This is a genomic window from Geobacter sulfurreducens PCA (assembly GCF_000007985.2).
Lineage (GTDB): Bacteria > Desulfobacterota > Desulfuromonadia > Geobacterales > Geobacteraceae > Geobacter > Geobacter sulfurreducens.
In genome coordinates, this window is record NC_002939.5 from 138,430 (window position 1) to 163,785 (window position 25,356).

Below are 25,356 nucleotides of genomic sequence, written 5' to 3' on the forward strand. Positions count from 1 at the left end.
TATTTGTTAGTGTATACTTTCCGCGATGGTCCTGGTGTTGTCAAGTGACAATCTGGGTGGAAACCCGAGGTGGGGAAGGGGGAGCTAGGGGGTTCTGGCAACAGTTGCGGCGTGGACTGCGGCGGCTCCGGCCTTCCGGAGGACCAGGGCACATTCGGCAATGGTGCTACCCGTGGTGAAGACGTCGTCCAGCAGCAGTACCCTCCGGCCGGCCACCGCAGCGGGGGAGGGGACGGCAAAGGCTCCCCGGATATTTTCCCGCCGCTGGGCGGAGGTGAGCCCCACTTGGGGGGCCGTGGCGCGGACCCGGCCCAGGGTGGCGCGGTGCAAAGGGATGCGCCACCGTCTGGCAAGCAGTTCGCCCATCAGGATCGCCTGGTTGAAGCCGCGCTCCCGGAGACGGGAGCGATGAAGGGGGACCGGGATGATCAGGTCGGAGGCTGACTCGGCCACGAAGGAAGAAAGCCGCTCCGCTGCCAGGAGGGCCAGGGGGCGGCGCAGGTGAGCCTTGTGGCCGTACTTGAAGCGGTGCACCAGTTCCTGCACCGGTCCCTCGAAGAGGTAGGCGGCCCGGGCTCCCTCATAGGGAGGCGGGGAGACGATGCAGTCGCCGCAGCGGTGGTCGATTCCCCCTTCGGTGGCGAAGGGAACTCCGCACACAGTGCAGAGGGGCGAGCCGATCGGCTTTGCCCGGGCGAGGCAGGCGGGGCAGAGGTGAAGCTTCTCCGCCCCCGGGATGGGGGCGCGACACAGGTGGCAGAGGGGAGGGAAGAGGATGTCGAGCAGCGCCCGGACGATCACCGGCTAGAGCCCCATGTCTTCGTTCACCACCAGGACCCTGAGGTCCGTGAGCCGGGGGTTGCGGTCGATCACCGTGGTGATCCGGCAGATCCGGTCCGGGGAGTTGCAGTCGGAGCAGAAGCCGGTGGTGGCGCAGGGTGTCTTGTAGCTGAGCCGTCGGGCGTTGGGGGGCGATGCCCACTCCTTCACCCGTGCGATGGCCTCGGTCACCCCGCCGTCCACGATTTTGTTCCTGCCGGCGACCACGATCACCGTGCGCGGGCCGAAGAACATGGAGGCAACCCGGTTCCCCGTGGCATCGATGTTCACGAGCCAGCCAGAGAGGGTAAGGGCGTTGGTACCGGTGAGAAAGAGGTCGCAGGTGAGCTGACGTCGCATGATGGCAACACGTTCCTCAAGAGAAAGTCCCGGCAGGCCGTGGATCAGGAGCTCTTTGTCCATCTCCCTGAGCCGGTCGATCACCTGCAGGTCAACTACCGACAGGGAGCCGCCGAAACCAATGCTCCGGGCGTCCACCGCCTCGGTCAGGATGTAGTCGAAGGCCTCCCTGCCGCTCGGGCAATAGACGGCGGTGAAGCCGTTCTTCTCAAGTGCGGCCACTGCCTTGCGGCACTTCTGTTCATGGGTCCAGTCCACGAGTTCCGTGGTAAGTGACATGGTTAGACTCCTTTCTTCAGGGGGTCACGGTCCCAGAAGCCGCATGTACTCGGCATAGGGAATCTGAGATTTCCAGTGTCCGGTGGCGCGCCCCGCAACGGATCCTCCAACGAAGATCACCACCACCAGCACGGCGAAGACGGTGCCGCTGACCGCCACCCGCCTGCCGGTGAGCTTCATGGACAGGGCTCCCTGGGCGCGGCAGTGGCTGACGCAGCGCCAGCAGCCGATGCACTCTTCCGAATGGACCCGCTCCTTGGCCATGACTGGGATGTAGGCCGGACAGACCTGGGTGCAGACTCCGCAGGAGACGCAGACGGTCCGCTCCCGCGTCACCTTCACCGGCGAGAGGAGGGAGACGAGGCCGAGCAGCGCTCCGTAGGGGCAGAGGTAGCGGCAGAAGGGGTTGCGCACAGGCAGCGACAGGACCAGCAGCACCAGGATGACCACCAAGGGGATGCCTGACAGGTGCAGGAAGAAGTTCAGCAGTTTCACATCGGCAATCAGGTGATCATCCATGAAAATGAAGGCCTTTACCGCCGGAGGTGGCATGACCCACAGAATTGAATAGAGAAAGAAGGCCAAAAGCAGGTACTTCAGGCCGCGCAGGGCCACATCGAGCCAGCGGGGAGGCCTCAGATTGCGGCGGAAGAGGGTGAAACCACGCTTCCAGAGCAGTTCCGACAGGGTCCCCACAGGGCAGATCCAGGAGCAGAAGGAGCGCTTGAGCAAGAGCGACACCGCTACTACCGTCACAAAGACCACCACGGCCGCGGGATGCACCGGATTTATTGTGCCGCCGGCAAACCAGTCCTTGAGCCCCAGCAGGCCCGATATGGGCAGAAATCCGTCCACGCCGTCGGGGCGGGGCACAAAGGGGGTCGCGCCCCCTGTGCGGAAGTGCTGTACGAAGAGATACAACCGCACCCCCAGGTAGAGCATGAAAACAAGAAATCCCAACTGGATGGCGATGCGGAGGGGTTGCATGTAGCGGTTGCTCATGTTGATCTCCCGTTGAGACATATTGTGTCGCGATGTCCTGGTACCCTTTCCGTATCAGATACTCAAGGAGGCTGCCATGGAACCGCTTGTCGCCTTTGGCGTTATTCTCGTTGTCTACTGTGCCGGCATCGCCCTTGCGGACGTGTTGCGCGACCGGCCCGTTCCCCGAGGGGAGGCACAGGGGGCCTCACAACCCCGTCCCCTGGTCAGGGAACGTCGCAGAGCCGCTGCAGTTCGAGGTCGAGGAGGTAGCGCGGCTGCACGTTGCCCAGAGCGCGCAGCAGGCTCCGCTTGACTGCCGGGTTTTCCTTTTCCAGTTCGGTCAGGAGCTTTTTCATCCGCCGGCGCTGGAGATCAGCGGTGCCGCAGACCGGGCAAGAGCAGCAAACCACCGGAAAGCGGTTCTCCCGGGCAAAGGGGATGATCTCCCGTTCCTCCACGTAGACCAGCGGCCGGATTACCGTTGTCTCGCCGTTGTCGGCCAGCATCCGGGGCGCCATGGCTTTGAGGGTCCCCACAAAGAACTGGTTCAGAAGCAGGGTCTCCACGAAATCGTCCAGGTGATGTCCCAGGGCCAGTTTGTTGCAGCCCAATTTCTGGGCCAGGGTATAGAGGACGCCGCGCTTCAGCCGGGCGCAGATGGAGCAGTAGGACGAGCCGGGGCGGCGCTTTTCGCGGATGATGTCATAGTGGTCCGTGGTCTCCAGGTGGTGGGCAAACCCTTGTTCCCGCAAGTAGGAGGCTATCACGTCGCTGCGGAATCCGGGGTAGCCGGAATCGATGGTGACGGCAACCAGCTCGTATTTCACCGGTGCCCGGCGCCGCAGTCCCTCAAGGATGTGCAGCAGGGTGTACGAGTCTTTGCCCCCGGACACCGCCACCGCGATCCGATCCCCGTCCCGGATGAGGCCGAAGTCGGCCACTGCCCGGCCCACGGCATTTTTTATCTTCTTGTATCGTATGTTATCGATGAATTCCACCCGAATCTCCCTTCCGTGCAAGCCCTCAGGGTAGCGGAAACGCGCCGGTTTCGTCAAGGCGTGCCATCCGGGCATTCAGGTCTCTCCTTGTCCGGATGCCCGACTGCTGGTACCATGGGGCCATGTCATCATTCCCCGTGAACGAACGGCAGACCGTCATTGTCCACGTGGCGGTTCCGCTTCCGCTCGATGCCCCCTTTTCCTACCGCGTGCCCGCTCCGCTGGCTCCGGCGGCTGCGGTGGGGCGGCGGCTCCTCGTCCCCTTCGGCCGACGGAAAGTGACCGGCTACGTGCTGGAGGTTGCCGATGACGACGGACGGGAGCTGCGCGACGTTCTTGAGTTCCTGGACGATGGCCCCCTCTTCACACCCGGCGAACTGGCTCTGTACCGCTGGGCTTCTTCCTATTATCTCCACCCCCTCGGCGAGGTGATCAAGGCGGCGCTCCCGGCGGGGATCAACGTCCAGAGTCGCCGCGGCGCGGGCCTGGACGAGGGAGAGCTCACCGGTGGCCGCTCGGTGAAGACCGAACGGGTCTATCGCGCCGTTGCCGAGGTGCCGGATACTGTCCCTCCGCCGGGCAAGGCCTCGGAGCTGCTGGCGCACCTGGCGGAGCGGGAGGAGGAATCGGCGTCGGAGCTGCGGCGTCTCTTCGGTGAATGTTCAGTTCAGCTCAGGCGGCTGCGGGAGCTGGGATTCGTGGAGATGGCTGAGCGGGAAATCTACCGGGACCCGTTCCGGATGGAAGCCGTTGGTCACGACCGTCCCCTTGAGCTCAACGAGCGGCAGTCCGCTGCCCTGGTCCGGCTGCGGGCGGCCCTGGACGCTGGACGGTTCACCCCTTTCCTGCTCCGGGGCGTCACCGGCAGCGGCAAGACGGAAGTCTATCTCCAGGCCATCGCCCATTGTCTCGAACAGGGAAGGAGCGCCTTGGTCCTGGTCCCCGAGATCGCCCTCACTCCCCAGCTGGTAAGCCGGTTCCGCCGGCGGTTCCGGTGCGGGGTGGCAGTGCTCCACAGCGGTCTCTCCGATGGAGAGCGCTTCGATGAATGGCGCCGGATCCGCCGGGGTGAGGCGGCCATCGTCATCGGTGCCCGCTCGGCGATTTTCGCTCCTCTGGCCGATCTGGGCATGATCGTGGTGGACGAGGAACACGAAGGTTCTTACAAGCAGGGGGAGGGGTTCCGCTACAACGCCCGCGACATGGCCCTGGTACGGGGCAAGATGGCCGGGGCTTGCGTGGTCCTCGGCACCGCTACGCCCCAGGTCACTACCTGGTATGCGGTTGCCGGCGGCAAGCTCGAATGCCTCGATCTCCCCGAACGGGTGAACGGCCTTCCCCTGCCGTCGGCAGAGATCATCGACGTCCGGGGTGCCAGGGGACATGTCCTCCATCCACGCCTCGCCGCGGAGGTGGAGGCGAACCTGGCGCGCGGCGAGCAAACCCTCCTCTTCCTCAACCGCCGCGGCTTCTCCACCTGGCTCACCTGCGAAGAATGCGGCCACGTGCTCCGCTGCCCGAATTGCCAGGTAACCCTCACCTACCACCAGGGCAGGAACCGGCACATCTGCCACTACTGCGATTATGCCGTTCCGGCCCCGTCCATGTGTCCGGGGTGCGGCTGCGGACGGATCATCCACCTGGGGCTCGGCACCGAACAGGTGGAAGCGTACGTGCGGGAGCACTTTCCCCATGCCCGGGTGGACCGGATGGACCGGGACACCACTGCCCGCAGGGGGGGGCACGCCCGGATCCTGCGCAAGGTGGCGGAGCGACAGACCGACATCCTCATCGGCACCCAGATGGTGGCCAAAGGGCATGACTTCCCGGGGATCACCCTGGTGGGGATACTGTCGGTGGAATCGACCCTCAATATCCCCGATTACCGGAGTGCCGAGCGGACGTTCCAGCTGGTGACCCAACTCATCGGACGGGCAGGACGGGGGGATGATCCGGGCCGGGTGCTGATCCAGAGCCTCAATCCCGATCACTACGCCCTGGCCCACGCCGTGGCCGGCGATATGGACGGTTTTTACGGGGCAGAACTGGCGTTCCGCCAGGAGACCGGCTACCCCCCCTTTGCCCATCTGGCGGCCCTCTGTCTGAGCGGCACCGCCGCATCGGCCGTGGAGCGGACAAGTGAGCTCCTGGCGGCGCGGCTGCGCGAATTGCGCCGGGATGGGGGCGGGCGGGTCGAGATTCTGGGGCCCGCGCCCGCGCCCCTGGCCAAGCTTCGCGGCCGTTTCCGCCGGCAGATCCTTCTGAAGGCCGCAGGCCGGACTGCCCTCCATCGCCTCGTCTGTCGGGCGCGCGAGAGCTTCCAGCCTCAGGCTGGCGTGAGGCTCCTGGTTGACATCGACCCCGTGGATCTCATGTAAACCCCCATGCCCCTCGTTTAGATTTGATTTTTCCCGCCGCAATTGGCTATTATCAAAAAGATTAACCCATTACGGAAGGTTCAGACCATGGTACGCACGATCCTCACCTATCCCGATCCGGTGCTGAAGAAAAAAGCGGTGCCGGTTACCATCATCAACGACGCCACCCGTGAACTGGTTCGCGACATGGCCGAAACCATGTACGATGCCCAGGGCGTCGGGCTGGCGGCCCCCCAGATCGGCGTGAGCCAGCGGGTCATCGTCATTGATGTTTCACAGCGCGACGAGCGGCCCGAGCTGATCGTCTGCATCAACCCGGTCATCATTCATGGCGAGGGAGAGTCCTACGAGGAGGAGGGGTGCCTTTCGGTCCCCAAGTACTCGGCCAATGTCCACCGCCACGAGCGGGTGGTGGTCAAGTCCCTCAACCTGGAGGGAGAGGAGGTCGTCCATCGGGCGGAGGGACTGCTTGCCATCGCCTTTCAGCATGAGATCGACCACCTGGACGGCGTCCTTTTTGTGGATCACCTCTCCGCGCTCAAGAAGGAAATGTTCAAGAAAAAATACCGCCGCATGACCGAAGAGGAGTGAGGATCAACCTATGGCCGGACTGCGCATCATCTTCATGGGAACCCCCGAATTTGCCTGCCCCACGCTCAGGAAGCTGATCGAGCGCGGCGAGGAGGTCATCGCCGTCGTCACCCAGCCCGACCGTCCCAAGGGGCGCGGCCAGAAGCTCGTGCCGCCACCGGTGAAGGCCCTGGCCCAAGAGCACGACATCCCGGTGCTCCAGCCCCTCAAGGTGCGAACCCCGGAGTCCGTCGATGAGATTCGCCGGCTCGCCCCCGATCTCATCGTCGTCGTGGCCTTCGGCCAGATTCTGCCCCAGAGCCTGCTCGATATCCCGAAGCACGGCTGTATCAACATTCATGCCTCGCTCCTTCCCCGCTACCGGGGAGCGGCTCCTCTCAACTGGTGTCTCATCAACGGCGAGACCGAGACCGGAATCACTACCATGATGATGGATGCGGGCCTCGACACCGGGGACATGCTCGTGAAACGGGCCATCCCCATCGGGCCCGACGAGGATGCCCAGTCCCTCCATGACCGCCTGTCGCAATTGGGTGCCGAGACCATCGACGAGACCCTCGATCTCTTGCTGGCCGGCAAACTGGTGCGCGAAAAGCAGGATGATTCCCTCACCTGCTACGCTCCCATGCTCAAGAAGGAGGATGGCCTCGTCGACTGGACCCGAGAGCCGGTGCAAGTCAAGAACCAGGTGCGGGGCTTTACCCCGTGGCCGGGAGCCTATACCTTCCTGGACGGGAAGACCCTCAAGCTCTACCGGGTGGCTGTCGCCGGTGAAACCGGCGAGCCCGGCGAGATCCTGAGGGTTGGCAGGGAGGGGATTCTCGTGGGATGCGGCTCCGGCAGCATTCTGATCCAGGAGTTGCAGCTGGAGGGACGCAAGCGGCTCCCGACTGCCGAGTTTCTTGCCGGATTCCGCCTGGAACCGGGAACGCGCCTCGGTGAGGCAGGGAGCGTGGAGCACTGACAATGGCGGAACACCCTCCCCAGAAACGTCTGTTCATCGCCCTGATGGGGCTTACCTGCCTCCTGATCGTGGGGGGAATCTACCTTCTCTGGTGGGTACCCACCACCGGGCTCGCTAATATCCATCCGAGCCTGCCGAGGGTTGTGGGAATCGTGCTCGGCGGCCTCTCGCTCCTGGCACTCCTGGGCACTGCCGTGCTCGTGTTGACCACCGCCCTGGGCAAGGACATGTACTTCACCCGCTTTCTGCGAGGCGTGGTCATAAAGTTTCTGCTCCCGGTCATCGAACTTCTGGGGCGCGCCTTCGGCATTTCCACTGACACCATCCGCCAATCGTTCATTGCCATGAACAACAGCCTGGTCCTGTCCCAGCGCTACAAGGTGAAACCGGACCGGATTCTCATCCTGCTGCCCCACTGCCTCCAGCTCTTCGACTGCGAGATCAAAGTGACAGGCGACATCAACAAGTGCATCCGTTGCGGCCGATGCGACATCAAGGGGCTGGCTGAGCTGGCCGAGAAGTACCGGATCGACATCTCGGTGGCCACCGGCGGCACCCTTGCCCGCAAGGTCATCATTGAGAAGCGTCCCAAGCTCGTGGTGGCTGTGGCCTGTGAACGGGATCTTACCTCGGGCATCAAGGACTGCTATCCTCTGCCGGTCATCGGCGTTCTCAACGACCGCCCCTTCGGGCCCTGCTTCAATACCTCGGTGGACATCGCCAAGATAGACGAATCCCTCCAGGTCATTATGGGATGATGCGCTGCCGTACGGCAGCGTTCATTCCGCACTCTGTTTCACGTTCCCTGTAGATGTATTGCAGTTCAGGTGTGTGCTGAAGGCGGCTCAGCGGAGAAAAGGGAGGGGCCGGGCGGCAACGACGCTGTTCGGCGCGCCCGGGCAGACGGTATGTGTGCTACGCCTCGATCTGCAGCGTTGCCAGGAAGCGGTGTTCGTTGCGGTTGAAGGGGACCACCACGGCGGCCCCGCTGGAAACCACCTCTACCGTATAATCGCTGCCGGAGATAATCGACGGGGTGGAAAGACCCACCGTGAGGTTGTTGGCGGAAAAGAGCATCTTGATTTCGCCGGCGAGCATGTTGGTGATCTCGCCCACGGCATCGTGGATGTCGTCTTCGCCTTCGAGTTCATCCAACTCCATGCCGAGCATGGATGCGGTCGCCTCCTTGGCGAATTCGATGGGAATGTGAATGCCGACCATCCCCGAAAAATCGCCCCCGAGGCCGACCATCCCCGAGATACTGGCGATGAAGTGGGATTCGGGTTTGGCAAGGGGATACTCATCGACGATGTCATCTATGAAGATCATGGTCGAGAATATTTTTTTGACCGACTCCACGATGTGTCCCACCAGGTCCGCTTCTTTGAAGGTGGCTTCCTTGACGGTAAAACTCAACGCCATACGCATGCTCCTTTACTCGCCTGGACACGGCTCTGCTCTCACTTTGCAGGGATTGTTCGGACGACGCGTTCTGCTTCCGCCATCCACCGCGTGCGATCCCGGTATTCGCGTTCCCGCATAAACATATATCGGCGCTCACGGATAAAACTGCAATAATTTTTTCATGTGTTGAATAAATCCATTGCATCGCGCCCGTCGATCGATAATCTGCTTGCGCCCCGGCGCCCCGCCGGTGTATCACTGATCCCTTTCCACCTCATCCGAAGGAGCAGAACCATGGGTATTCTTTCAACAACAACAGCCATATGCCAGTTCCGGGTCGCGGGGGATCTCCCTGCCGGTGACCTCTATCCCTGGATTGCCGAACATCTCGCCCGACAGGCCTTTCAGTCCATCGATCAAGGGGTCGCCGAGCAGTCCGTGGGGTGGGTTCATCTGGATGACCATCGGCAGATGAGCTTCGACATCCCCGCCGCCTTCTGGCGTGACCATTACGTGGCCTTCACCCTGCGCCGCGACCAGCGCAAGCTTCCGGCGGCGCTGGTAAAGGCCTATCTTCAGGTGGCCGAGCATGAGTACCTCTCGGCCCATCCCGGCCTCAACCGGGTGCCCAAGCAGAAGCGCGAGGAGCTGAAAGAGGCGGTGCGCCTCAACCTCCTGGCCAAGACCTTGCCGGTTCCCTCCACCTGGGATGCGGTCTGGGACACCCGCACCGGTATCGTCACCTTTACCTCCCTGTCGGCTCCCATTATCGAGCTGTTCGAGACCCAGTTCAAGAAGACCTTCGAGGGGACGCGCCTGGTGGCGATCCATCCCTATGCCCGGGCAGAGGCCGTGGGAGGCGAAGGGCTGAAGCCTGCCCTCGAACAGGCCAACCTCGCCACGAGCGATGCCGCCATCGATCTGATCAGGAGCAACCAGTGGCTCGGGTGGGATTTCCTCCTCTGGCTTCTCCACCGGACCATGACCGATTCTTCCGAGTACTGCGTGGGGCAGCCCGGCCCGGCTCTGGCAGGCGAGCCCTTCGTGGCTTACCTGAACGATCGCCTGGTCCTCGTGAGCGCCGGGGAGGCAGGAACCCAGAAAATCACCGTGGCCGGTCCCCAGGACCACTTCCGAGAAGCCCGCACTGCCCTTGCCCACGGCAAGCGGATCACCGAATCGACTCTCTACCTGGAAAAGGAGGAGCATGTCTGGAAGTTGACCCTCAAGGGGGAACTCTTCCATTTTGCTTCCCTCAAGTCCCCCAAGGTGGCCATCGAAAAGGGCGAGCACGTGGACGAAGGGAGCGAACGGGAAGCGGCCTTTTACGAGCGGATGTATGTTCTGGAACAGGGACTCCAGCTCTTCGACAGCCTGTACGGCGAATTCCTCACGGTGCGTCTGGGTGCCGGATGGGGCGAAGAACTGGCTCGGATCGAAGGGTGGCTGGCAGGGGAGTAAGCCCCCCTCTATTCCGCGATTTTCCAGAGGCCCGGAAACTCCCCCGGCAGAAGCGGCCGGGGGGTAAGATGCTCGGGCAGGCGGATCAGCCGGGTTTCCGGCGCAAGGGTCAGCTCCCGGTAGAGGAGGTGGCCCTTTGTATTGTAGCTCTTGGAAAGATGCATGGGAAGGAGCCAGCCGGGACGGATCTCCCGGGCGAGGGCCGATACATCCGCCGTGCAGAGGTGGTGGGAGGTGCGGGCCTTGGCCACGTCGGCTGCTAGAAACGAGCACTCGCAGGCAAGGAGCGTGACACCGGCAAGTAATCGCCGCACCGTCGCCAGGTTGGTGTCGCCGGCGCCGATGTCGGTGAGGTAGCCAATGCTGGCAGGCTCCTGGCTCCTCCGGATTGCCTCGAACAGCTCCCGTCCTTCCCGGATCCGTTGTGCCACCGTGTCGCCGGCCGTGCGCACGGGCACGGTGATCGTCTTCCCATCCAGTCTGCCGCGATAGAAGCGGTGCTTCAGCTCCCGCAGCCATTCCCCCGGCACAAGACCCTCCTGATCGACTTTTGCCTCGTCGATCCAGAAGGTGGGACGTTCGGTGATGCGAAAGACCAGGGTCGGCAGGGTGTTATGGTCGCAGAGATCCGCGTCGACCGCGAGAAAGTCGTTGCGGAAGATCTCGGTCCCCTCCCGCGTTGTCTCTTCCTCGGGCAGGCAGGGAAATCCTTCGGAGCCGGGGAACGTGAACCGGACAATACGCTCGGGATGGACTTCGCTCACCCGGAAGGTGCACCAGTAGGATTCGGTCAGGTTCCAGTCGTAACCGGCCAGCTTTGCAGCCACTTTCCGGGCGATCCCCGGCGGGCCGAAGAGTTCGACCGTCCGCGGGGAGACGTGAATGTGGCGGACCAGGGTGTCCAGCCCCATGAAGTGATCCATATGGGCATGGGAGACGAAGACGGCATCGATGGATTTCAGGACCCGCTTGGCCAGATGGTGAATCTGGCCGCAGTCCACCAGGATCGAGCGCCCCAGGGGCCGGACGTTCACCAGGAGGACCGGGTCGTCCAGGAGCCCCGCGCAGAAGGTGGGCTCCAGGTAACGGAAGGGGAGGCGGCTCTTCATAGGATGCCTCGCGAATGCGGCTGATACGAAAAAAGGCCCGCCACCCGGCAGGCCTTTTCAGTGTATCACGGAAACAGGCTATCCTCTCTTGAGGACCCGCGCAGCCTCCTTGGCGTGGTAAGTGAGGATCAGGTCAGCGCCGGCCCGCTTGAAGGAGAGGAGGGTCTCCATCATGACCCGCTCTTCGTCGATCCAGCCGGCCCGGCCGGCGGCCTTGATCATGCTGTACTCGCCGGAGACGTTGTAGACCGCCACGGGGAGATCGAATTCCTCCCGCAGGTCCCGGACGATGTCGAGGTAGGGAAGCCCCGGCTTCACCATGATGATGTCGGCGCCTTCTTCCACGTCCATGCGGGCTTCGCGGATGGCCTCCCGGCGGTTCCCCGGGTCCATCTGGTAGGAGCGGCGGTCGCCGAACTGGGGGGTCGACTCGGCCGCCTCCCGGAACGGGCCGTAGTAACCGGAGGCGTATTTTACGGCATAGCTCATGATCGGGATGTTCTTGTAGCCGTTGTTGTCCAGAATTTCGCGGATCGCCATGACTCGTCCGTCCATCATGTCCGAAGGAGCCACCATGTCGGCCCCGGCCTCGGCGTGGGAGAGGGCCTCTCTGGCCAGGAGCTCCAGGGTCTCGTCGTTGTCCACGTCGCCGTCCTTGATGATGCCGCAGTGACCGTGGTCGGTGTATTCGCACATGCAGACGTCGGTAATGACTGCCAGCCCCGGCACCTGTTTCTTCAGGGCCCGGATCGTCTCCTGAATGATGCCGTGCTCGGCGTAGGCGTCGCTGCCCACGGCGTCCTTGGTCTCGGGGATGCCGAACAGGATCACCGCCGGCACGCCCAGCTCATGGACCTCCTGGGCCTCGGCCACGATGTGCTCGATGGATTGTTGATAAATCCCCGGCATGGAAGAGATTTCCTTCCTGATGCCCGTGCCGAAGGCGGAAAACATCGGATAGATCAGGTCGGTGGCGGAAAGGGTGGTCTCGCTGACCATCCGGCGAAAGACCTCCTTGCCTCTGATCCTGCGTGCTCTGAAGGTGGGATAGAACATGGCGTCTGATCTCCTTGCTGTCTGATGGCAGCCTGGGCGGCTGCTGCCCAACCTGGTCATACTAACTCATCTGGTGGCTCTCACTCAAATAGTTTTCCGCAGCGACGCTGAGACGACGAAAGCCGCTTCCGGCAAGGGGTATTTACCGTTGCGCGCGGACGGCTCTTGTGGCAAGAATAGCAGTGGCCGGTCATGCGTGATGCGCACGCCGGCACGCCAATGCAGGAGGTTCCCATGGCCAAGTCGAACATGGGCGCCGTGGCAGATTCACTGGCGCTTCTCATGATCAGGGTGCCGCTCGGCGCCATATTCATTGCCCACGGCTCCCAGAAGCTTCTCGGTGCCTTCGGGGGGCAGGGGCTCACCGCCACCTTCAGAGTATTCGAGGAAAAGCTGGGAATCCCGCCGATTTTCACGCTGCTGGCCATCATTGCCGAATTCGGGGGTGGTGTTGGCGTCCTCTGCGGTTTCCTCACCCGGCTGTCCGGCTTCGGCATCGCCTCGACCATGGCGGTCGCCATGTACAAGGTTCACTGGGCGAACGGCTTCTTCCTCAACGGCCCCCGGGGGAACGGCATCGAGTACAACCTCGCCCTGCTCGGTATGGCGCTGGCTCTCGTCTTTGCCGGGGGCGGGGCGTGGTCTGTTGATCGCTATCTCTTCAAACGGTAACTTTTTGCCCTTGATTTCATAGTCGTCCCATCGGGGTCGAATGAGTGCCGGATTGGCCGCGACGACTGGGCATGGCCACAGACGTAACTGCGTCATGTGGAGGGTCGAACGACGGAGGGGCGGACGACGGGCATGCAGGTGGTGCGCCTGCTAGAAAATAGAGTCCTTCAGTTCCCTGATGATCTCAACTTGGCGCTGAAAGATGTATTGGGATATCCCCTTCTCAGTCCGGTTGTCGGGTTGGATCTCAATGATGCAGAGGTCTGTCTGTTTCGCGGGGATGACCCGCAGAACCTGGGCTGGCATCTCAAAGGGCCCTCCGGGCAGGCGCAGCGTGACCTTCCCCTTGATGCCCGCATCGGGATGGGTGGGGATCGTTGCGGAGATGGCCACGCCTCCCAGGGAGATGTCGTTCAACAGGCCGGCCACGGTGAAGCCGTCCCCCGAGAAGCTTGCCTCGATTTTGTCCTTGACCTCCACCCGCACGAATTGACGGCGTTCCGACCTGATCACCGCATAGGCGAAGTTGGCGAGGATGGCCACGCTCTTGTCGATATTGACGTAGGTGACGGCCGCCAGCACGTCTTTGGGGAAGTGGCCGCTTTTGAGGAACACCTGCTTTTCCAGCTGCATGACGATGGCCTGCTGCTGGTTTACCGTCAGCTCCACCGAGCCGCGTTCCACTGATTCCACTGTGGCGCCGTAGTTGACCGGTATGGAGCGGTAGTAGTTCAGGAGTCTCAGGTCGTTGGGCAGCTTGCCCGCGCCGATGGCTGTCAGTGTGTCCAGAATTTGCCGGTTGTCCTGGGGAAGGTCGGCAACCGTAACCAACTGGTAGTAGTCGTGCATTACTCCATCCTTGAGCGAGGTGTCGCCCCCGGCGTTCTTTTGGTTGTAAACCGTCGGGGTGCTGGTGTATTATTGATTTTCAAGGCGAAGAGTAGCTTCTTCGCCTTTTCTTTGTCCAGATATTTTCAAGCCTTTCGGAGCTCCACGCAATGAAGTACAACGAACAGGAAGTCGATCGTCGGCGGACCTTTGCCATTGTCAGTCATCCGGACGCCGGTAAAACCACCATCACCGAAAAACTGCTGCTGTTTGGCGGCGCCATCCAGCAGGCGGGCGAGGTCCGTGCCCGCAAGGCGGCCCGCCACGCCACCTCGGACTGGATGGAGATGGAAAAGCAGCGCGGCATCTCCGTCACCTCGTCGGTCATGAAATTCACCTACCGGGATTACGAAGTGAACCTGCTGGACACTCCCGGTCACAATGACTTTTCAGAGGACACCTATCGGGTCCTTACCGCCGTCGACTCGGCCCTGATGGTCATCGATTCGGTGAAGGGCGTTGAGAGCCAGACCATCAAGCTCCTGGATGTGTGTCGCCTGCGCCACACGCCGATCATGACCTTCATCAACAAGCTTGACCGTGAAGGTCGGGATCCTTTTGAGCTTATCGACGAAATCGAAAAAGTCTTGAGAATCCAGTGTGCCCCCATGACGTGGCCCATCGGCATGGGCAAGCGCTTCCGGGGCACCTATCACCTCTACACCAAAGAGCTCGTTATCTTCGATGCCGAGGCGGAGCGCGGAACTGGCGGCGTTATCTCCATGACCGGTCTCGACGACCCGCAGTTGGACGAACTCCTGGGCTCCCAGGCCGACGAGTTGCGTGCCGATGTGGAGCTGCTGGAAGGGGCCGCCCATCCCTTCGAGGAAGAGGCGTATCATGCCGGGCTCCAGACCCCGGTCTTCTTCGGTAGCGCCATTAATACATTCGGCGTGCAGCAACTTCTCGACACCTTTGTGGATCATGCCCCGGCGCCGCTTCCCCGTGAGGCGGTCAGCCGCACCGTTTCCCCCTATGAAGAGCCCTTCACTGCCTTCGCCTTCAAGATCCAGGCGAATATGGACCCCGCCCACCGGGACCGGATCGCCTTTTTCCGGATATGTTCCGGCAAATTCACCCGGGGCATGAAGGTCCGCCACGTGCGGCTCGGTCGCGAGGTGGCCATCAACAATGCAACCATCTTCATGGCCCAGGACCGCACCCATGTGGACGAGGCGTTTCCCGGCGACATCATCGGCATTCACAACCACGGCACCATCAAGATCGGCGACACCTTCACCCTGGGGGAGGATATCAAGTTCACGGGCATTCCCAACTTTGCCCCTGAACACTTCCGCCGGGTGCGCCTGCTGGATCCCCTGAAATCCAAGGCCCTGGAAAAGGGGCTGACCCAGTTGGCCGAAGAGGGGACCACCCAGGTCTTTCGCCCGCTCATGGGTGCCGACTGGGTTGTCGGAGCCGTCGGTCTCCTCCAGTTCGACGTGGTCATGCACCGGCTCGAGCACGAGTATAACGTGAAGGCCACCTATGAGCCGGTTTCCTACGTGACCGCCCGCTGGGTGACCGGGGAGAAGAAGAAGGTCGAGGAATTCCAGAAGAAGGAAGTGATGAACTGTTACATCGACGGCGAGGGGGATCTGGCGTATCTGGCCGGCTCCCAATGGCGCCTCGACAACACCATGGACAATTGGAAAGACCTCACCTTCCACGCCACCCGTGAACACAGCTGATTACCTAAGCACAATGTGTGTCACTTATGGCTCATGCTGTGACGGGTCTGACACAAAATGCAGAGGGCATAATTGGCACATAATGTGTAATCCCTCTGTAACGATAGACAGTTTTGCGTATACGCAAAACTGTCGTATACAGGAATCCGCTTTGCACTCTTTCTAGGCAAGGGCGGAAGCGCGGCCACCGGCGGCGCCTCTCCCCATCCCGACACGGAGGATTGCACATGCGGTATCAGGCCAGCCCCCAGACCCGCCTTCTCCTCAAGTACATCCATACCTTCTCCGCCATGATGTGGATCGGCGGCGCCCAGGCCATCCTCATCCTTCTCTATAAGGACCGCCTCGCCACCAACGGGGACGAGCTCTTCGCGGTCAACGACGCCATCCGGTCCCTGGACAACTGGCTCATCGGGCCGGGGGTTGCCGGTTCGATCCTTTCGGGCGCACTCATATCGCTCACGACCCACTGGGGGTTTTTCCGCCACCGCTGGGTTTCGGTGAAGTGGGTGGTGACCGTGGTGGCCACCTTGTTCGGGATCGTGTTTCTCGGTCCCTGGCTCCAGGACCTTTCAGAGATTACCGGCCTCAACCGTTTGGCGGTTTTTGACAACCTCGCCTACGTCCAAACCTACCGGCTGGGCGTCATTTTCGGTGTTGCCCAGATGGTGGTGCTTCTCGTTCTGGTTCTCATCTCCATCTTCAAGCCGGAACTGGAGCCCTGCTCCCCCGCCGCCCGCCAGCTGGAACGGCGGCTGGCCGTGCTGCTGCGGCCGGTTGTCGCTCCTTTCATGGGGCTTCAGGGGCAGATCTGTAACCTGCTCAGGCTCGAGCGCGACTGAACAACGCTTCCCGCCGGCGGGACACAATTACCGCCGAAGTCTCCCTCACCCCTTTCCAACCCCACAATTTGGTGCTATACACAAGCCAGACCCCGGTCCGTGCAGGGCCGGGGTCCGCTCGCCGGGAACGGTCCGGCGTCGATACGGCGCGCCTGTCCTTGTGCCCCAGGTATGCTACACTATGTACGAACATGATCGGAGCCCCCATGGACCCTCGGGAACTGAAAACCATCCTGCGTTCCTTCAAAGACGGTGCGCTCAGCGAGGATGAGATGCTGGAGCGGCTGCGGCATCTCCCCTACGAGGATGTGGGTGACGCCCTTGTGGACCACCACCGGGGGTTGCGCCAGGGCTTCCCCGAGGTGATTTTCGGGGCCGGCAAGAGCGCCGGCCAGGTGGAGCGGATCATGGCCTCCCTGGCCGCCAAGGGGAATAACATCCTGGTGACCCGCCTCGACGAGGCCAAGGCATTGGCAGTGAAAGAGGCGTTCCCCTCTGCTATGTGGCACGCCGATGCCCGCTGCCTCACCCTGGAGCAGCGCCCGATCGAGAAACGGGGGCTCGGCACGGTGCTCGTTCTCTCGGCCGGCACCTCCGACCTGCCGGTGGCCGCCGAGGCCCTGGTCACCCTTCGGATGCTCGGCAACGAGGCCTCGCACCTTTACGACGTGGGAGTGGCAGGCATCCATCGGCTGCTGGCCCGGCGCGACGTGCTCTTCTCCGCACGCGTGCTCATTGTAGTGGCCGGCATGGAGGGTGCGCTCCCTTCAGTGGTGGGGGGGCTCGTGGACCGGCCTGTCATTGCCGTTCCTACATCGGTTGGGTACGGGGCTTCCTTCGGCGGCATCGCCGCGCTGCTGGGCATGCTCAACTCCTGCGCCGCCGGCGTGACCGTAGTAAATATCGACAACGGGTTCGGTGCCGCCGTTGCAGCGAGCAAAATCAACAGAGAATGAGGTCCGTTTGAAGATACTTTATTTCGACTGCTTTGCTGGCATTGCCGGCGACATGACCGTGGCGGCGCTCCTTGACCTGGGAGTTCCCTTCGAGGTGGTGCGCGATGCCGTGGGGTGTCTCCGCCTGCCTCATTCGAGCTACTCCCTTGCCACGGAGCGGACGAGCCGCAAAGGGATCACCGCCACCCGCTTCGTTGTGCATGTGGAAGAGCACCAGCCTAATCGGCACTACGGCGACATTGCCGCCATGATCGAAGAGAGCCCCCTTGCCGACGGAATCAAGGAGAAGGCCCAGCGGATATTCTTCCGTCTGGCCGAGGCCGAGGCCAAGGTCCACGGCGTCGAGCTGGGACGGGTGCACTTTCACGAGGTGGGAGCGGTGGATTCCATCGCCGACATCGTCGGCGCCGCCGCAGCCATCGACTGGCTCGGGATCGAGTCCATCCACGGGGGGGCCCTGCCCCTGGGGAGCGGTTTCGTGGAAACAGCCCATGGACGTCTGCCGGTGCCGGCGCCCGCCACGGCTGAACTCCTGCGTGGCATCCCCGTTCATGGCGAGGCGGGGCCCGGTGAACGGGTTACGCCCACCGGGGCGGCCATCCTGGCGGCCCTGGCCGCCGGATTCGGACCGATTCCGCCCATGACCGTCACCGGCGTCGGCTGCGGAGCCGGAACCCGTGATTTCGCCGACATTCCAAATATCCTGCGTGTCTTCCAGGGAGAGATTGACAGAGGGTTCGAGCGGGACGACGTGGTGGTCATTGAGGCCCACATCGACGACACGAGCCCGGAGATTCTGGGATACGTCATGGAGCGCTGTCTTGCCGCCGGTGCTCTGGATGCCGCCTTTTCCCCCCTCCAGATGAAGAAGAACCGGCCCGCGGTCAGGCTCACGGTGGTGGTTCATCCCGAACAACGGGACGAACTTGCGGCGCTTATCCTGCGGGAAACTTCAGCCATCGGGGTGCGTTTCCACCCGGCGGGGCGGCTGAAGCTCCGGCGCCTCGTGGAGGAGCGGGATACGACCCTCGGCAGGGTGCGGGTGAAGGTCATCAATGGGGACGGGGTGGCGCGCGTGGCGCCCGAATACGACGATTGCTGCCGGATCGCCGCCGAGCGGGGCATGCCGCTCATGGAGGTCTACCGGATCGTTGAGCGGGAGTGCGGACAGTGACCCGACGATTCGTGGTTATCGCCGCCACCTGGTTCGGCACGGGGCTGTCGCCCGTTGCCCCCGGGACGGTGGGAACCCTCGGCGCCATCCCCCTCTACCTAGCGCTGGCGCGGCTGCCCCTCTGGCTCTATCTCGCCACTCTCGTGCCGTTCTTCTTCCTGTCGTCTTGGGTGGCGGGACGCGCCCAGGAGGAGTTCGGTCAGAAGGACCCCGGCAAGGTGGTCATTGACGAGGTGATCGGCTATCTCATTACCATGGCCGGGGTGACCGCTGACTGGCGGAGTATCCTGGCCGGCTTTCTCCTCTTCCGCTTCTTCGATGTCGTGAAGATCTGGCCCGCCCGCTATTTCGACCGACGGATGAAAAACGGCTACGGTGTGGTGCTGGACGACGTGGCGGCCGGGCTCTATGCCTGCGCCGCCCTCCATCTGCTGCTGGGGTACCTGTGAAGATCGCAACCCTTTCCATCGGCGACGAACTCCTGCGGGGCGAAGTGGTGGACACCAATGCCGCGCGCATCGCCGCACGCTTGGCGGACGCGGGGCTTGCCGTGGGCAGGCACCTGACCGTGGGCGATGACGAGGGGGAGATCGAGGCGGCCCTCGGCATGCTCGCTCCGGCTCATGATGCCGTCATCGTCACGGGGGGGCTCGGTCCCACGGACGACGATGTCACGGCCCGGGCCGCGGCCCGGGCAACGGGGCGACGCCTCGTCCTGAACGAGGCGGCCCTTGACCGGCTGCGGGACTTCTTCTCCCGGCGGGGGCGCGAGCTGTATCCCGCCAATGAGCGCCAGTGCCTCCTGCCGGCCAAGGCGGGTCTCATTCCGAACGCGCTCGGCACCGCGTGCGGTTTCCACCTGCTGCACGGGGAATGTTTTCTGGTCTTTCTCCCCGGCGTCCCGGCCGAGATGGCCAGGATGCTGGAAGAGTCGGTGGTGCCCCTGGTCCTTGACCGGCGGAGCGGGCCGGAGGTCACCCGAACGGCGGTACTGACGCTGTTCGGCCTCTCCGAGGCGGAAATCGGCGGTCGACTGAGCGGACTGGAGCGTTCCCGTGGGGGGCTCGGCATTGCTTACTGCGTCGATTTTCCGGTAGTGCAGGTGAAACTGCGGGCCACTGCCCGAAGCGAGGAGGAGGCTGCGGAGATCATTGCCGGGGGGCTGCCCCTGGTGCGAGAGCGCTTGGGCGATGTGATCGTGGCCGAGGGGGACAACACCATCGATACGGCGGTTGCCCGCCTGTTTCGCGAAAAGGGGCTCACCCTCGCCCTGGCCGAGTCGTGCACCGGCGGGCTCATTGCCAAGCGGATCACCGACGTGGCTGGCAGTTCCGCCTACTTTTTCATGGGGCTGGTCACCTATGCCAACGAGGCCAAGGAGCGACTCCTGGGCGTTCCGACCGCGCTTCTGGCTGAAAAAGGAGCCGTGAGCGCCGATGTTGCCCGTGCCATGGCCAGGGGAGCCCGCCACGTGGCCGGCAGCGATCTGGCCCTGGCCGTTACCGGTATCGCCGGCCCCGATGGGGGGAGCGACGACAAGCCTGTCGGCACGGTCTACCTGGCCCTGGCCGACCGGGCAGGCTGCTCGGTCAAGTCGTACCGCTTCGCCGGCGAGCGGGACGCCATCCGGACCGTCACGGCCGTCACGGCCCTGGACTGGCTGAGGAGGCGCCTCCTCACCGCCTGAATCGAAGCCGCTGTCCTTTTCTCCCGCAGCGGGAAAGCTCGTCATGTCCTTACGCAACGACAGGGTGTATCTGATTGTTGTCAGTGTTTCGGCGCTCCTGGTGCTTGGCGTGCTTGCGGCGTCCTTTGTCGTCTACCGTCGCCACGATTTTCCCCTCCTCGACTTCCTTACCCTGGTTCTTTTCCTGCTCGTTTCCTGCATCATTTTCATGGTGGTCAGCTACCGCAAGACACGCAGCGTCAATGAACTGGCCCATTTGCACGAGCTTATGCAGTACCAGCGGGAGCTGGACAAGATCGCCCGGCGCTACCGGAGTCTTCTGGAAGGGGCCGGCAATGCGGTCTTCGTCTTCAATGCCGACACGGGGCTTCTGGTGGAGGTGAACCGTCGGGGCACCGAACTGCTGGGGTACAGCAAGGAGGAAATGGTCACTCTCAAGGGGAAGGACCTGGTGCCCGAGGAGGACCAGGAGAAGTTTTCCCTGCTGGTATTGAGGGTGGTCCGGCGCGGAAGGGGCCGGACCGACGGAATTGCGTTCCGCCGCCGGGGAGGGGATCGCTTCCTGGGGGAGGTGGAAGCCCGCCTCATTGATCTGGGCGACGAGAAGGTGGTCCATGCCACGATCAGGGACATCACATTCAAGCACCGGGCCGAGCGGGAGATGCGCCAGCGCAACCGGGAGCTCGCCTCCCTGGTGAACATCATCACCAGAGCCAACCAGGAGATGGAGCTGGAGACGGTCCTCGACGTAACCCTGCGGGAAACGATCGAAGTCTTCGGCGTTGACGGCGGCGGCATCCATCTGCGCGAGCGGGACGGCACCCTGCGCCCGGCAGCTACCTGTTTCGTTCCGGATCGGCTCAGGGAGGCGCTTGATGCCGGAGCCGACGGCGGACTGTTGGGCAGGGTTGCCGCCACGCGCGGCCCTTTCGCCCTGGACGATCTGGCCATGGAAGGGTGCATGGCGGGGCTCTCGGATGAGTCGGCAGGCTGGAAGGGGTTTGCGGCGGTCCCGCTGTTCGCCAAGAACCGGGTCACCGGCGTCATGTACCTGTTGAACCGGCAGATGCGTTCCTTCACCGACGAAGAGCTCAAGCTGTTCTTTTCCATAGCCGGCCAGATGGGCATCATCATCGAAAACGCCCGCCTCTTCAATGAACTCAAGTGGAAAAGCGATGAGCTCATGGGGTCGTTCCGCCTCCTGGAGAAAAGCAGTCACGAGCTTGCCCTTTCCCAGCACCGGCTCCGCACCAATCTGACCCTCGTGGAACGCGCCAATCAGGAGCTGGAGCGAATCGACCGGATGAAGAACAACTTTCTCGGCATGATTTCCCATGAGTTTCGCACCCCCCTTACCAGCGTCATCAGCGGCACCGATTTTCTGCGCTCCTCGTCAAGCCTAGCCGGCGACCCCGACAGCCGGCAGGTCCTCGACATGATCCACGAGGGGGGAGAGCGCCTTTTCGAGATCGTCAACGATATCCTCAAGGTTGCCCGTCTTGAGGCCAAGTCGGCCACTGTGGCCCGGCGTGCCCTCCACATCTCCCAGGTGTTCAGCCAGGTGGTGACGAAGCTTGAGCCGCTGCTTGCGGAGCGGAGCCTGCGAATCGTCTTCAACAACCTGGAGGGGCTCCCCCACTGCATAGGCGACCAGGAGTGCTTCGAGGAGATATTCTCGGAACTGCTGGAAAACTCGGTCAAGTTCACTCCGGACGGGGGGACGATCATCATCTCGGCGCGGGTGGTCGACCGGCGGGCCCTTGCCCCGAAGCGGGAGATCCTGGCGCGCTTCAATGCCGATTTCCCGAGCCAGATCGGGGATCGCTGCTATCTGGAGGTGGCGGTCCGCGACAACGGCATCGGGGTCAGCCACGACGAGCAGGTGAAGATATTCGACAAATTCTACGAAATTGGCGATATCCGTCACCACTCCAGCGGCAAGTTCAAGTTCCAGGGAAAGGGGACGGGGCTTGGACTGGCCATCGTCAAGGGGATGGTGGAGGCCCATGGGGGCATGGTCTGGGTCGAGAGCCCGGGGGTTGATCCGGAGGCCCGCTTCGGCAGCGCGTTTCTGGTTCTCCTTCCCCTTGAGGAGAGTCTGCGGACGCCGGTCATCCCTCTGGCCGCCCCCCGGGATCCCCTGGCGGGAGACATCCCCGGAGAGGGAGCGTGACACCCTTTCGAAACGGGCAGGATCTGCCGGAAAGATACCCTTGAAAAGACCGAAAGATCTGTGTTATTTCTGATCAACTGACCGATACGAAACGTGGCGCCGGCCGCCGTCGGCACCGCCCAGGAGGCGATTGTGACCCAAGAACGCGAAAAGGCGATAGAGCTTGCGCTCAGCCAGATAGAAAAGCAGTTCGGCAAGGGGGCGATCATGCGCCTCGGGGCGGATGAGGCCCTCCCCGATGTGGCCGCCATCCCCACCGGTTCCCTCTCCCTCGACCTGGCCCTCGGCGTCGGCGGCGTCCCCCGCGGGCGGATTATCGAGATCTACGGACCCGAGTCGTCGGGCAAGACGACGCTCGCCCTGCACATCGCGGCCGAGGCCCAGAAAATGGGCGGCATCGCTGCCTTCGTCGACGCCGAGCACGCGCTCGATATCGGCTATGCCCGCAAACTCGGCGTCAAGACGGACGACCTGCTCGTCTCCCAGCCCGACACCGGGGAGCAAGCCTTGGAAATTGCCGAGATGCTCGTCAGAAGCGGCGCTGTGGACGTCCTCGTCATCGACTCGGTGGCGGCACTGGTTCCCAAGGCCGAGATCGAAGGGGAGATGGGCGACTCCCACATGGGGCTCCAGGCCCGGCTCATGTCTCAGGCCCTGCGCAAGCTCACCGGCATAATCTCCAAGTCCAACTGCTGCGTCATCTTCATCAACCAGATCCGGATGAAGATCGGCGTCATGTTCGGCAACCCCGAAACCACCACCGGCGGCAACGCCCTCAAGTTTTACGCCTCGGTACGTCTCGATATCCGCAAGATCGCATCCCTCAAGCAAGGGCAGGACGTCATCGGCTCCCGCACCAAGGTGAAGGTGGTCAAGAACAAGGTGGCTCCCCCCTTCAAAGAGGTGGAGTTCGACATTTACTACGGTGAGGGCATTTCCCGCGAGGGCGACATCCTCGACCTGGCCGTGGAGAAGGGGATCGTGGACAAGAGCGGCGCCTGGTTCTCCTACGGCGGAGACCGGATTGGCCAGGGGCGCGAAAATTCCCGCCTTTTCCTCAAGGAGCGGCCAGAACTGGTGAACGAGATCGAAGGGAAGGTTTACGACGTGGCCGGCATTCCCCGCAAAGGGGCGAAGGAAGCGGCATAGCCCATGGAACTGAACGATATCCTCACCGTCGCGGTTCGCGCCAAGGCGTCCGACGTCCACATCAAAACGGGCCTCCCGCCCGTCGTGCGGATCGACGGCCGCCTGCGGCCAATCCCGAACGCGCCGCGGCTGGCGCCGGACCAAGTGCGCGCCATGGCGCTCGCCATCATGAACGATCGGCAGAAGCGTCTCTTCGAGGAGCACTTCGAATGCGACACTGCCTACGGCGTGCCGGGCCTGGGCCGCTTCCGGGTGAGCGTTTACTCCCAGCGCGGCACGGTGGCAATGGTGTTTCGCTTCATTCCCTTCGGCATTCCCTCCATGGAGAACCTGACCCTGCCGCCGGTCATTAAAAAACTGGCCATGGAGGAGCGGGGCCTCATTCTCGTCACGGGCACCACGGGGAGCGGCAAGTCCACCACCCTGGCCGCCATGATCGACTACATCAACGAGCACCGGACCTGCAACATCATTACCGTTGAAGACCCGGTGGAATTCCTCCATCGCGACAAGAAGAGCATCCTCTCCCAGCGGGAGGTAGGATTCGACACCGTCTCCTTCGCCACCGCCCTCAAGGGTGCCCTCCGCCAGGACCCGGACGTGATCCTGGTCGGCGAGATGCGCGACCTGGAGACCATCGAGACCGCCATGCACGCGGCCGAAACCGGTCACCTGGTCATGTCGACCCTCCACACCCTGGATGCCACCGAGACCATCAACCGGATCATCTCGGTCTTCCCTCCCTATCACCAGCGCCAGGTCAGGATCCAGCTCGCCGGCGTGATCAAGGGCGTCGTCTCCCAGCGCCTGGTCCCCCGCGCCGACGGCAAGGGCCGGGTACCGGCGGTCGAGATCATGATCGGCACCGCCCGGATCAAGGAATACATCGACGACAAGGACAAGACGAAACTCCTCCCCGAAGCCATTGCCCAGGGCTATACCTCGTACGGGATGCAGACCTTCGACCAGTCCCTGATGCTGCTCTACACCCAGAAGCTCATCACCTACGAGGAGGCGCTCCGCCAGTCGTCCAACCCCGACGACTTCGCCCTCAAGGTGTCCGGCATTTCGTCCACCTCCGACAGCACGTGGGACGACTTCGTCCATGACGAGGCTCCCCCTGCGGAGGGAGAGGGCTCCGTCGAGGGCATCGAGAAGTTCTAGGCCGGTGGCCCGTGAGGTTGATTTAAGCATGCATTCCCGACCGGAGCGGCGGCGTGACCCGTTGTCCACCGCCCTCGACATCCTTTCGCGTCGGGACCACAGCGAAGCCGAACTTGCCCGCAAGCTGAGGTCCAGGGGGATCGACGCGGGGGAGATCGACCGCATCGTCGCGCGCCTCAGGGAGTTCGGCTACCTGAATGACCGCCGTGTTGCCTGCCGCCTGGCGGAATCGGCCCTGGCCCAGGGGAAAATGGTGGGGGCTCGACTCCGGGTCGAGCTGCGCCGCCGCGGGATTCCACCGGAACTGGCCGAAGAGGCCCTGGCCCAGGCGGCGGCCGGTTGCGACGAACGGGCCTTGGTCGGAGACCTGCTGGCCCGGAAATTTCCCGGCTTCGATCCGGCTGTGGCGGACCCTCGCGAAAAGCGGCGGGTGGTGGGCTGGTTCCAGCGCCGCGGGTTCGGGCTCAGTGCCATTCTTGAAGCGCTCCGGTGTCCTGTCGATGAATGACGGAACGGCACCGTACGAAGAGATTGACCACACGTATTAATTACAATGA

At 63.0% G+C, this 25,356-nt stretch carries 24 protein-coding genes; 16 read left to right on the forward strand and 8 right to left on the reverse strand.

Annotation, left to right across the window (positions count from 1 at the left end):
* Positions 1-84: 84 nt before the first annotated feature.
* The 4 genes from GS_RS00645 to ttcA all read right to left on the reverse strand — a co-directional run bounded on the left by GS_RS00645 (position 85) and on the right by ttcA (position 3,440).
* On the reverse strand, positions 85-801 hold the full coding sequence (locus GS_RS00645; protein WP_010940800.1) for a ComF family protein: 717 nt from the start codon (positions 799-801) through the stop codon (positions 85-87).
* 3 nt (positions 802-804) lie between these two features.
* The gene (locus GS_RS00650) at positions 805-1,458 is read right to left on the reverse strand and encodes a lactate utilization protein (protein ID WP_010940801.1); all 654 of its coding nucleotides are present in this window, start codon (positions 1,456-1,458) and stop codon (positions 805-807) included.
* 24 nt (positions 1,459-1,482) lie between these two features.
* Positions 1,483-2,460, reverse strand: a complete 978-nt coding sequence (locus GS_RS00655) for a 4Fe-4S binding protein (protein ID WP_010940802.1) — start codon at positions 2,458-2,460, stop codon at positions 1,483-1,485.
* 206 nt (positions 2,461-2,666) lie between these two features.
* Positions 2,667-3,440: a tRNA 2-thiocytidine(32) synthetase TtcA gene (ttcA, locus tag GS_RS00660; RefSeq protein WP_010940803.1), complete on the reverse strand. Its 774-nt coding sequence runs from the start codon at positions 3,438-3,440 to the stop codon at positions 2,667-2,669.
* Positions 3,441-3,562: 122 nt separating this feature from the next.
* Here ttcA and priA point away from each other — a divergent pair, with 122 nt between their 5' ends.
* The 4 genes from priA (at position 3,563) to GS_RS00680 (ending at position 8,131) form a co-directional block, all read left to right on the forward strand.
* The gene (gene priA / locus GS_RS00665) at positions 3,563-5,818 is read left to right on the forward strand and encodes a replication restart helicase PriA (protein ID WP_010940804.1); all 2,256 of its coding nucleotides are present in this window, start codon (positions 3,563-3,565) and stop codon (positions 5,816-5,818) included.
* An 87-nt stretch (positions 5,819-5,905) separates the two neighbouring features.
* A complete protein-coding gene (gene def, locus GS_RS00670; RefSeq protein WP_010940805.1) occupies positions 5,906-6,409 on the forward strand; it encodes a peptide deformylase in 504 nt (167 codons plus the stop codon).
* Positions 6,410-6,419: 10 nt separating this feature from the next.
* Complete coding sequence (gene fmt / locus GS_RS00675) at positions 6,420-7,373, forward strand: methionyl-tRNA formyltransferase (RefSeq protein WP_010940806.1); 954 nt, start codon at positions 6,420-6,422, stop codon at positions 7,371-7,373.
* Between the two features lie 2 nt (positions 7,374-7,375).
* On the forward strand, positions 7,376-8,131 hold the full coding sequence (locus tag GS_RS00680) for a DUF116 domain-containing protein (protein WP_010940807.1): 756 nt from the start codon (positions 7,376-7,378) through the stop codon (positions 8,129-8,131).
* Between the two features lie 157 nt (positions 8,132-8,288).
* Here GS_RS00680 and GS_RS00685 read toward each other — a convergent pair whose 3' ends face one another.
* Positions 8,289-8,795, reverse strand: coding sequence for a chemotaxis protein CheX (locus tag GS_RS00685; RefSeq protein ID WP_010940808.1), 507 nt, complete (start codon positions 8,793-8,795; stop codon positions 8,289-8,291).
* A gap of 276 nt (positions 8,796-9,071) precedes the next feature.
* Here GS_RS00685 and rdgC point away from each other — a divergent pair, with 276 nt between their 5' ends.
* A complete protein-coding gene (gene rdgC, locus GS_RS00690) occupies positions 9,072-10,238 on the forward strand; it encodes a recombination-associated protein RdgC (RefSeq protein WP_010940809.1) in 1,167 nt (388 codons plus the stop codon).
* 8 nt (positions 10,239-10,246) lie between these two features.
* On the opposite strand, the gene GS_RS00695 is transcribed toward rdgC, so the two are convergent.
* Entirely contained in the window at positions 10,247-11,347 is a 1,101-nt protein-coding gene (locus GS_RS00695) for a ribonuclease Z (protein WP_010940810.1), read from the reverse strand.
* Between the two features lie 78 nt (positions 11,348-11,425).
* Positions 11,426-12,403 carry a porphobilinogen synthase gene (gene hemB, locus GS_RS00700; RefSeq protein WP_010940811.1) on the reverse strand — a complete coding sequence of 326 codons (978 nt, stop codon included), beginning with the start codon at positions 12,401-12,403 and terminating at the stop codon, positions 11,426-11,428.
* Between the two features lie 234 nt (positions 12,404-12,637).
* Between hemB and GS_RS00705 the strand changes: the two genes are divergently transcribed.
* A complete protein-coding gene (locus GS_RS00705; protein WP_010940812.1) occupies positions 12,638-13,075 on the forward strand; it encodes a DoxX family protein in 438 nt (145 codons plus the stop codon).
* Between the two features lie 150 nt (positions 13,076-13,225).
* On the opposite strand, the gene GS_RS00710 is transcribed toward GS_RS00705, so the two are convergent.
* On the reverse strand, positions 13,226-13,924 hold the full coding sequence (locus GS_RS00710; RefSeq protein WP_010940813.1) for a PilZ domain-containing protein: 699 nt from the start codon (positions 13,922-13,924) through the stop codon (positions 13,226-13,228).
* Positions 13,925-14,073: 149 nt separating this feature from the next.
* Between GS_RS00710 and GS_RS00715 the strand changes: the two genes are divergently transcribed.
* The 10 genes from GS_RS00715 to GS_RS00760 all read left to right on the forward strand — a co-directional run bounded on the left by GS_RS00715 (position 14,074) and on the right by GS_RS00760 (position 25,307).
* Positions 14,074-15,654, forward strand: a complete 1,581-nt coding sequence (locus GS_RS00715) for a peptide chain release factor 3 (protein WP_010940814.1) — start codon at positions 14,074-14,076, stop codon at positions 15,652-15,654.
* Positions 15,655-15,881: 227 nt separating this feature from the next.
* The gene (locus GS_RS00720; protein ID WP_010940815.1) at positions 15,882-16,496 is read left to right on the forward strand and encodes a DUF2269 family protein; all 615 of its coding nucleotides are present in this window, start codon (positions 15,882-15,884) and stop codon (positions 16,494-16,496) included.
* 206 nt (positions 16,497-16,702) lie between these two features.
* Complete coding sequence (gene larB / locus GS_RS00725; protein ID WP_010940816.1) at positions 16,703-17,452, forward strand: nickel pincer cofactor biosynthesis protein LarB; 750 nt, start codon at positions 16,703-16,705, stop codon at positions 17,450-17,452.
* A 7-nt stretch (positions 17,453-17,459) separates the two neighbouring features.
* Positions 17,460-18,626 (forward strand): nickel pincer cofactor biosynthesis protein LarC, encoded by a 1,167-nt coding sequence (gene larC, locus GS_RS00730; protein WP_010940817.1) that lies wholly within the window; start codon positions 17,460-17,462, stop codon positions 18,624-18,626.
* The gene (locus tag GS_RS00735; RefSeq protein WP_010940818.1) at positions 18,623-19,075 is read left to right on the forward strand and encodes a phosphatidylglycerophosphatase A family protein; all 453 of its coding nucleotides are present in this window, start codon (positions 18,623-18,625) and stop codon (positions 19,073-19,075) included. Before larC ends, GS_RS00735 begins: the two co-directional genes overlap by 4 nt.
* Entirely contained in the window at positions 19,072-20,313 is a 1,242-nt protein-coding gene (locus tag GS_RS00740) for a competence/damage-inducible protein A (protein ID WP_010940819.1), read from the forward strand. The genes GS_RS00735 and GS_RS00740 overlap by 4 nt, the downstream gene beginning before the upstream one ends.
* A gap of 43 nt (positions 20,314-20,356) precedes the next feature.
* Positions 20,357-22,486: a sensor histidine kinase gene (locus GS_RS00745; protein ID WP_010940820.1), complete on the forward strand. Its 2,130-nt coding sequence runs from the start codon at positions 20,357-20,359 to the stop codon at positions 22,484-22,486.
* 132 nt (positions 22,487-22,618) lie between these two features.
* Positions 22,619-23,635, forward strand: a complete 1,017-nt coding sequence (gene recA, locus GS_RS00750; RefSeq protein ID WP_010940821.1) for a recombinase RecA — start codon at positions 22,619-22,621, stop codon at positions 23,633-23,635.
* Positions 23,636-23,638: 3 nt separating this feature from the next.
* A complete protein-coding gene (locus GS_RS00755) occupies positions 23,639-24,799 on the forward strand; it encodes a type IV pilus twitching motility protein PilT (protein WP_010940822.1) in 1,161 nt (386 codons plus the stop codon).
* Positions 24,800-24,827: 28 nt separating this feature from the next.
* A complete protein-coding gene (locus tag GS_RS00760) occupies positions 24,828-25,307 on the forward strand; it encodes a regulatory protein RecX (protein ID WP_010940823.1) in 480 nt (159 codons plus the stop codon).
* The last annotated feature ends 49 nt before the right edge of the window (positions 25,308-25,356 follow it).